Here is an 8864-nt window from a genome sequence, read left to right on the forward strand (position 1 = left end):
GATCACGCGGATGCAGTCACCGACGCTGGGACGCCAGTCGTCGCCGCCCCACGGGTTCTCACGTTCTTCCGCGAGCAGGTCCGTCGTAGCCGTGGCCAGGAAGTCGGTCACCTGTCCCTGTCGTTCGGCCCGGACGTCGAGGATCTCCTCGTACGTCGGCGGGTCAGCGCGGAAGATCGACATGTCGAAGCCCATCTGGTCGGCGCCGGTGAAGATCTGCCCGAGTTCGTGGAACGGCTGCTGTATCTGCAGGATCCCTCCGCGCAGCCAGGCGTCTGTCGCCAGGATGAGGTGCCGTAGGGTCTGGGCCAGGGACCACTCGTCCTCCACATGGGCATCGACCAGGTCCTGCGGCGTGCCCGTCACCGTCTCCTGCCACGCGGACTGCACCGCCATCCACCCCTCGCGGAGGTGTTCGGGCGTCCGGGCCTTCTGCAGCTCGCGGCCCGGGAACTGCCGGTTGAGTTCGGCGTCCACGAGCGGCACCACGTCGACTCCGTTGACGAACAGGCTGCCGAAGAACAGGTCATGACTGTCGATGTCGAGTCCGTCCACGTCGACACCGCGCATCGTCACACCACTGACGTCGGAGAATCGCAGGGTGGCGCCCTTGAAATTCGCTTTGACGAAGGCCGCGCCCTCGAATTCCTTCGTGCCGGAACAGGTCGTCATCGCTCCATTATCAGCGCCGCCGGGGACACTTCGAGGCTGGGACAACACAGCGCGCGATCCTTCGAGGCATACAGGCGAGCAGGTGTTCTGCTGGCCCAGGCTACGACGGCGCCGGGCCGGGCCCACGTGCAGTCGTAGCCGTCGCGCACGATGTCCTCTGGATCAGCTCGTCGTCGGTGTGGTCGATCGATTCCGCTACGGCCCGGCACCTCCTATCAGGAGGATCGGAGCAGGTCGGCAATGGCCGTGAAGCCCAGCCGCTCCGCGTTCTGCAAAGCCGTTCTGCCCTCGACATCCCGGATGTCGGGATCTGCTCCCGCTTCCAGGAGCTGACGCACCACCTCCACCTGGTTCGGCCCACCGTCGTTGAGCAGGATGGCTTCCTGGAGTGCGGTCCAGCCGAGGTTGTTGACATGGTCCACATCGGTACCGGCGGCGATAAGGATGCTCACTGTCTCGACATAGCCGTGCTCACTCGCCGGAATCAGGGCTGTTCCCCCGTATCGGTTGGTGCTCCGCACGTCAGCCCCAGCGGCAAGCGTCAGTTGCAGGACCTCATTGAACCCCTCCGCTCCCGCGTACAGGAACGCGGAATCCTGGAGGTCGTCCTTGGCGTTGACATTCCCGCCCGCGTCGATGAGTTGGCGGACCCGGGTGGGATCATTCGCTTTCGCAGCAAGGATCAACTGACGGTCGACGTCCGCCTGGTCCTCGGGTGAGAGCGCCGGTGGCTCGAAGGGCGACACCGTCGCGGACGGCAGGGGCGCGTCGGGCGGCGGGTTCGACGGCGTGGCCGGCGAGGTCGGCCGCGACGGCGGCTCGGTCAGCACCGTGGGAGGAGCCCCGGACCGGGACGGCCGGCCCTCCGTAGCCGTCCCGGTCCGGGTCTCCTCCGACGAAGACGAACCTCCGTCCACCGGTGCGCACCCGGCCAGAGCCAGGCCCGCGAGGAGGGTCGTCATCGTCATGGTCCAGAGGACCGGCGCACGCATGCGCAACGTCGATATCTCCCGGGCGGTGAGACCGCCCGGGTGCGACCGTTCGGCGCGCGAACGACGCCGGAGGGTTAGAAGTCCCAGTCCTCGTCCTCGGTGTTCACGGCCTTGCCGATGACGTACGAGGAGCCCGAGCCGGAGAAGAAGTCGTGGTTCTCGTCGGCGTTCGGGGACAGCGCCGAGAGGATTGCCGGGTTCACATCGGTCACGGACGACGGGAACATCGCCTCGTAGCCCAGGTTCATCAGCGCCTTGTTGGCGTTGTAGTGCAGGAACTTCTTGACGTCCTCGGCCAGGCCGACGGAGTCGTACAGGTCGTGCGTGTACTGGACCTCGTTCTCGTACAGCTCGAAGAGCAGCTCGAACGTGTAGTCCTTGAGCTCCTGGCGGCGCTCCGGCGTCGCGCTCTCCAGCCCGCGCTGGAACTTGTACCCGATGTAGTACCCGTGCACGGCCTCGTCGCGGATGATCAGGCGCACCAGGTCCGCTGTGTTCGTGAGCTTGGCGCGCGAGGACCAGTACATCGGCAGGTAGAAGCCGGAGTAGAACAGGAAGCTCTCGAGCAGCGTCGAGGCGACCTTGCGCTTCAGGGGATCATCGCCGCGGTAGTAGTCCGTGACGATGTTCGCCTTCTTCTGCAGGTTCACGTTCTCCGTGGACCAGCGGAAGGCCTCGTCGATCTCCTTGGTGGAGGCCAGCGTGGAGAAGATCGAGGAGTAGCTCTTCGCGTGCACCGACTCCATGAACGCGATGTTCGTGAGCACGGCTTCCTCGTGCGGCGTGACCGCGTCGGGGATGAGGCTGACGGCACCGACGGTTGCCTGCACGGTGTCGAGCAGGGTGAGGCCGGTGAAGACGCGCATGGTGAGCGTCTGTTCCTCCGGAGTCAGGGTCGCCCACGACTGCACGTCGTTGGACAGCGGCACCTTCTCGGGCAGCCAGAAGTTGTTCACCAGGCGGTTCCAGACGTCGACGTCCTTGTCGTCCTGGATGCGGTTCCAGTTGATGGCCTGGACCTGGTCGACGAGCTTCAGCTTCTCGCTCATGGTGTGTTCCTTGTCTGCGTGTAAGTAATGCCGGTGATACCGGTGGAGCCTGGAGTGTCAGGCCGGGCGGAATGCCCGGCCTGACGACTTAGTTGCCTAGAGCATGCAACTGACGCAGCCCTCCACCTCGGTCCCCTCCAGCGCGAGCTGGCGGAGACGGATGTAGTAGACGGTCTTGATGCCCTTGCGCCAGGCGTAGATCTGCGACTTGTTGATCTCACGCGTGGTGGCGGTGTCCTTGAAGAACAGCGTCAGGGACAGGCCCTGGTCCACGTGCTGCGTAGCCGCGGCGTAGGTGTCGATGATCTTCTCGTAGCCGATCTCGTACGCGTCCTGGTAGTACTCCAGGTTGTCGTTGGTGAGGTACGGGGCCGGGTAGTACACGCGGCCCAGCTTGCCTTCCTTACGGATCTCGATCTTCGACGCAACCGGGTGGATGGAGGACGTCGAGTTGTTGATGTACGAGATGGACCCGGTGGGCGGGACGGCCTGGAGGTTCTGGTTGTAGATGCCGTGCTCCATGACCGAGGCCTTCAGGGCACGCCAGTCCTCCTGCGTGGGGATGTGCACGTCGGCGAACAGCTCATGGACGCGCGGCGTCGCCGGCTCCCACACCTGATCGGTGTACTTGTCGAAGAACTCCCCGCTCGCGTACTTGGACTTCTCGAAGCCTGCGAACCGACGGCCGGTCTCGATGGACATCAGGTTCGACGCCCGGATGCAGTGGTACACCACGGAGTAGAAGTAGATGTTGGTGAAGTCCAGGCCCTCTTCGGAGCCGTAGTGGACCCGCTCCCGGGCGAGGTAGCCGTGCAGGTTCATCTGGCCGAGGCCGATGGCGTGCGAGGCGTCGTTGCCCTTGGCGATCGAGGGCACCGAGCTGATGTGGCTCATGTCCGAGACGGCCGAGAGGGTGCGGATCGCGGTCTCGATGGTCCGGCCGAAGTCGGGCGAGTCCATGGTCTTCGCGATGTTCAGCGAGCCGAGGTTGCAGGAGATGTCCTTGCCCACGGAGTCGTAGGACAGGTCCTCGTTGTACGTGGTGGGCTCGGAGACCTGGAGGATCTCGGAGCACAGGTTGGACATGATGATCTTGCCCTCGATCGGGTTGGCCCGGTTCACGGTGTCCTCGAACATGATGTACGGGTAGCCGGACTCGAACTGGATCTCCGCGAGGGTCTGGAAGAACTCGCGCGCCTTGATCTTGGTCTTCTTGATGCGGGCGTCGTCCACCATCTCGTAGTACTTCTCGGTGACCGAGATGTCGGAGAACGGCATGCCGTAGACGCGCTCGACGTCGTACGGGGAGAACAGGTACATGTCCTCGTCGCGCTTGGCGAGCTCGAACGTGATGTCGGGGACCACGACGCCGAGGGACAGCGTCTTGATGCGGATCTTCTCGTCCGCGTTCTCGCGCTTGGTGTCCAGGAAGCGGTTGATGTCCGGGTGGTGGGCGTGCAGGTACACGGCGCCGGCACCCTGGCGGGCGCCGAGCTGGTTGGCGTAGGAGAAGCTGTCCTCGAGGAGCTTCATCACGGGGATGACGCCGGAGGACTGGTTCTCGATCTGCTTGATCGGCGCGCCGACCTCGCGGATGTTGGTGAGGGCGAAGGCGACGCCGCCGCCGCGCTTGGAGAGCTGCAGGGCCGAGTTGATGGACCGGCCGATCGACTCCATGTTGTCCTCGATGCGGAGGAGGAAGCAGGAGACGAGTTCGCCGCGCTGGCGCTTGCCGGCGTTGAGGAACGTGGGGGTGGCGGGCTGGAAGCGGCCGTCGATGATCTCGTCGACCATCTGCTCGGCGAGCTGCTCGTTGCCGCGGGCCAGGTGCAGGGCGACCATGCAGACGCGGTCCTCGTAGCGCTCGAGGTAGCGCTTGCCGTCGAACGTCTTCAGCGTGTACGAGGTGTAGTACTTGAAGGCGCCGAGGAAGGTCTCGAAGCGGAACTTCTTGGCGTAGGCACGCTTGAAGAGGTCGCGGATGAAGTTCATCGTGTACTGGTGGAGCGTCTCGCGCTCGTAGTACTCGTTCTTCACGAGGTAGTCGAGCTTCTCCTCGAGGTCGTGGAAGAAGACCGTGTTGTTGTTCACGTGCTGCAGGAAGTACTGGTGTGCAGCCTCGCGGTCGGCATCGAACTGGATCTCCCCGTTCGGTCCGTACAGGTTGAGCATCGCGTTCAGCTCGTGATAGCCCAGGTCCTTGAAGCGGTCGGCCGCGGCAGCGGGTGCGCCCGTCTCCGTCTCTGCAACACTCATGTCCAAAACTCTTCCAATCCTTTGGTTACTCGGTCCACGTCCTCGGACGTGCCCATGACTTCGAATCTGTACAGCACCGGCACATGGCACTTGGCCGCGATGATGTCGGCGGCGAGACAGTAGGTCTCACCGAAATTGGTGTTCCCCGCCCCGATGACCCCCTTCAGGAGGCTGCGGTTCTGCTCGTTGTTCAGGAACTTGACGACCTGCCGGGGCACCGCGCCCTTACCGGTGATCCCTCCGTAAGTGGGGAGGACCAGGACGTACGGGCGGGTTGCCTGCAGGGTCGGCTCCTTGGTGAGCAGCGGCATGCGGGCGGCCCGGACCCCCAGCTTCGTGACGAAGCGGTGGGTGTTGTCGGAGACCGACGAGAAGTAGATCAACGGGGCGTCGGTGACCGGCCCCTTCCCGTCCTCGGCAGCTGCCGGATCAGCGGAGGTGGTGTGGTCGTCCACAGCGGTGGCGGTCATGGCCGATGCCGGTCCCGTGGAACCCTCTGAAGGATCCGTTCAGGCTACCGAGCTGACGACGGAGTCCGCGAGGGAGGCGATCTTGTCGGGGCGGAATCCGGACCAGTGGTCGTTGTCCGTGATGACGACGGGAGCCTGCATGTAGCCCATGGAGCGGACGCGCTCGAGGGCGGCAGGATCCTGCGAGATGTCGACGCTCTGGTAGGCGATGCCCTTCTTGTCCAGAGCCCGGTAGGTGGCGTTGCACTGTACGCAAGCCGGCTTCGTGTAAACCGTGACGGTCATGTCTAAGTCCCCTTTTCTCTACTGCTGTCGTGCTGTGTCATGGGTGGCGCGCGGCCCCGGAAAGGGGAAGGAAATCCGGGGATTTCCGCGCCTCCGGGCCCATGCCCGTCCAGCGGTTGTTTCTGTCCTTCGATACTACATCTAGTGCGGCCCGCTGGCGCAGACCCCAACATGATGTATTACAAGTATGTCATTCAGGGAGCGAGTAGTCCACACGATGTCCACAGACGGAGCCCTCCGGAAAGCCCGGAAACGTGCCGATCCGGCGCGTCCACACGGCATCTCTCCACACGCTGTGGAGTACTTCCGCACAGGTGTAGAAACTGCCGTGTCGCGCTTCGTCCGGCGTGTCGCGTGCCGACGGTCGACGTCGTCGCATTGCCTCTGGACAGGCGTGCGCGCAGCGCGTACAGCGACAGCCGGTGCTGCTCCTGGCGAGCGGCACCGGCTGTCGGTGGGGCGCGTGAGCGGGCCGGCAGGCCACCCGCGGAGCGGGCGCCCGGCCGGGGCTGCCGTTCAGGGACGCCGGTCGAAGATCAGTTGCTGGACGTCGAGATAGCCGGCCTGGAAGCCCGCCCTCGAGTAGCAGAGGTAGAACGTCCACATGCGCTCGAAGGTCTCGTCGAAGCCCAGGGCCGCGACCTCGTCGTGCCGGGCGAGGAAACGCTCCTCCCGGAGGCGGAGGGTCTGCGCATAGTGGTCGCCCATCGAGAGGCGCTCACGCACCCTCAGGCTCGTGTAGCGGTCGGTGACGTCCTCGATCGCGCGGACGGACGGGATGAATCCACCGGGGAAGATGTACTTGTGGATCCACGTGTAGGTCCGCCGCGTCGCCATCATGCGCTCGTGGGGAAGCGTGATGGCCTGGACCGCGACCCGGCCGCCCGGCGCGAGGACCCGATCGATGGTCTGGAAGTAGACGGCCCAGAACTCGTAGCCCACGGCCTCGATCATCTCGACCGAGACGACGGCGTCGTACTGACCCTCGACCAGCCGGTAGTCCTTCAGCTCGACCCGCACGCGGTCTGCGAAGCCGGCCTCCCTGACGCGCTCCTCGGCGAGTTCCTTCTGCTCCCGGGACAGTGTCACGGACACGACCGTCGCTCCCCTGGCCGCGGCGCGGAGCGCCAGTTCGCCCCAGCCGGTGCCGATCTCGAGGACACGGGTCCCCTGTCCCACGTCCGCCTGGTCGAGCAGGCGGTCGATCTTCCGCTGCTGCGCGGCGGCGAGCTCGTGCCACTCGACGTGCAGCAGGTCCTTGCCGGTCGCGTCGAACAGGGCGCTCGAGTAGGACATGGTCGGGTCGAGGAAGAGGGCGAAGAGTTCGTTCGACAGGTCGTAGTGCCGGGAGATGTTCGAGCGCGTGTTGGCCGTGCTGTTCCGTTCACGGCGGGGCGGCTTGGGCAGGTAGAGACCGCGCAGCTTCTGCAGCGGGACGGGTACGAGGTGCGCCGCACGCGCGGCGAAGACCTCGAGGACCTCGGTGAGGTCCGACGCCGTCCAGTCCTCCGCCATGTAGGACTCGCCGAGGCCGATCAGGCCGTTGTCCCCGAGCCTCGCGTAGAAGTCGGCGGGCCGGTGGATGCGCATCTCCGGCCGCGGTCCGCCGCCGGGCGCGCCCAGCACGGTGCCGTCGTCGTGAATGACCCGGAGCTGGAGGGTGTTCACCGCGGCGGAGAAGATCTTCTCCGCGATCGTCGCGGCGATCCTGTTCCTCGCTCCGGCGGGGACGCCGGCGATCCCCGGCCAGACCGCCGGATCGACGTACGCCTGCGAAGGAACAACTGTGGTGCTCATCGAACTACCTCCCGGGTCCACAAGCGCTCCCTGCTGGTGGGTAGCCGCCGTCGCCAGAGTCTAATCTCCTGCCCGAGGATCTCCAGCGCCACGTAACGCTGGGACATCAGGCCGGCCGGCGACACGTGGACGGCGGGAACGCAGGAGATCTCTGGTGGCCACGGGTAGGCTCGACGGGATCCGTTCGTCCTCCCGGGGCGCCTCGTCCGGCGGTGGCGCTGGTGGGGGTCACATCACGCGAGCTGGCTCGCGACGGGAGTCCCACCACCGGGAGAGTGCTACTTGGTCAACCCGATCCACCTGCGGACCCTGCTCGAGGTGATACGCCATGGATCGTTCAGCGGGGCCGCCACGAGTCTCGGCTACACGGCGTCCGCCGTCTCTCAGCAGATGTCGGCCCTCGAGCGTGACACGGGCGCCACGCTGTTCACGCGGTCCGCCCGCAGCGCCGTCCCCACGGACGCAGCCGTCGCGATGTCCCGGCACGCGGCGAAGGTGCTCACGGACATCGACGCGCTGCTCGCCTCCACGGCGCGCTCCGGCAGCGGACCGGAGCACGAACTCAGGCTCGGCATCTTCCCGAGCCTCGCCACGTTCGCTCTGCCGCGGCTGCTCCGCATGCCGGAGTGGCAGCGGCTGGGTGTCTCCCTGCGCGTGTTCGTCGGCGAACCCGCTCACACGATCCAGGGGCTGCGGACCGGCGGAGACCTGGACCTCGCCCTCGTCTACCAGGTCGGTCAGGCCGGCCTGGCCTGGCCCTCGACGCTCAGTCGGCAATGGATCGGCGACGACGACTTCCGGGTCATCCTGCCGGCGAGTTGGGGAATCCGCAGCGGTTCCCGCGTGACCGCCGACCAGCTCGCGGACATGCCGTGGATCATGCACCACCCGGGCACGGCGGACGCCACGGTCATCGAACGGCTGTTCGCGAGCTGCAACCTCCATCCGCGCATCGCGGCGTACTGCGACGACTTCAATGCGAGCCTCGAACTCACCGCGGCGGGCCTGGGAGCTGCGCTGGTGCCGGAACTGGCCATGGTCAACCGGCCCGACGGCATCGTGGCCCTCGACGTTCCCGAGATCCGGCTGGCCCGCAGCATCTTCGCCCTGCGGACGGGCGACGCCGACGACGCCAGGGTGCGACTGTTCATGGACCAGCTGGCCGAGATCCTCCGGAGCCAGAGCATCGGCCCCAAGCACACGGCGCCGGGATACGCACCCACCTCGGGCCGCTGAGTTCCGTATTGCATGCGTCCTCGCGCCGTCCGTACCGTCGGGGCAGGCGTGGGCGTCGGCTCGCGGGCTTCCACAGCGTCCGAGGAGGACCCCCAATGCGGATCAAG

At 66.0% G+C, this 8864-nt stretch carries 8 protein-coding genes; 1 reads left to right on the forward strand and 7 read right to left on the reverse strand.

The genetic code is table 11. From position 1 onward, the window contains the following. The 7 genes from CVO76_RS06240 to CVO76_RS06270 all read right to left on the reverse strand — a co-directional run. The coding region (locus tag CVO76_RS06240; RefSeq protein ID WP_208741262.1) for a DinB family protein at window positions 1–672 on the reverse strand (672 nt) is incomplete at its 3' end. A 215-nt stretch (window positions 673–887) separates the two neighbouring features. Further along, a complete protein-coding gene (locus tag CVO76_RS06245; RefSeq protein WP_432206137.1) occupies window positions 888–1502 on the reverse strand; it encodes an ankyrin repeat domain-containing protein in 615 nt (204 codons plus the stop codon). A gap of 236 nt (window positions 1503–1738) precedes the next feature. Then, window positions 1739–2713, reverse strand: coding sequence for a class 1b ribonucleoside-diphosphate reductase subunit beta (gene nrdF, locus CVO76_RS06250; RefSeq protein ID WP_133081752.1), 975 nt, complete (start codon window positions 2711–2713; stop codon window positions 1739–1741). 96 nt (window positions 2714–2809) lie between these two features. After that, on the reverse strand, window positions 2810–4969 hold the full coding sequence (nrdE, locus tag CVO76_RS06255; RefSeq protein WP_208741264.1) for a class 1b ribonucleoside-diphosphate reductase subunit alpha: 2160 nt from the start codon (window positions 4967–4969) through the stop codon (window positions 2810–2812). Beyond that, a complete protein-coding gene (gene nrdI / locus CVO76_RS06260; protein WP_208741266.1) occupies window positions 4966–5439 on the reverse strand; it encodes a class Ib ribonucleoside-diphosphate reductase assembly flavoprotein NrdI in 474 nt (157 codons plus the stop codon). Before nrdI ends, nrdE begins: the two co-directional genes overlap by 4 nt. Window positions 5440–5478: 39 nt before the next feature. Further along, the gene (gene nrdH / locus CVO76_RS06265) at window positions 5479–5724 is read right to left on the reverse strand and encodes a glutaredoxin-like protein NrdH (protein WP_133081749.1); all 246 of its coding nucleotides are present in this window, start codon (window positions 5722–5724) and stop codon (window positions 5479–5481) included. Between the two features lie 516 nt (window positions 5725–6240). After that, entirely contained in the window at window positions 6241–7521 is a 1281-nt protein-coding gene (locus CVO76_RS06270) for a class I SAM-dependent methyltransferase (protein ID WP_208741268.1), read from the reverse strand. Window positions 7522–7803: 282 nt separating this feature from the next. On the opposite strand from CVO76_RS06270, the gene CVO76_RS06275 reads away from it, so the two are divergent. Beyond that, a complete protein-coding gene (locus CVO76_RS06275; protein ID WP_133081747.1) occupies window positions 7804–8757 on the forward strand; it encodes a LysR family transcriptional regulator in 954 nt (317 codons plus the stop codon). Window positions 8758–8864: the final 107 nt, after the last annotated feature.

Source organism: Arthrobacter agilis, from assembly GCF_002953615.1.
In the GTDB taxonomy this organism is placed as follows: domain Bacteria; phylum Actinomycetota; class Actinomycetes; order Actinomycetales; family Micrococcaceae; genus Arthrobacter_D; species Arthrobacter_D agilis_B.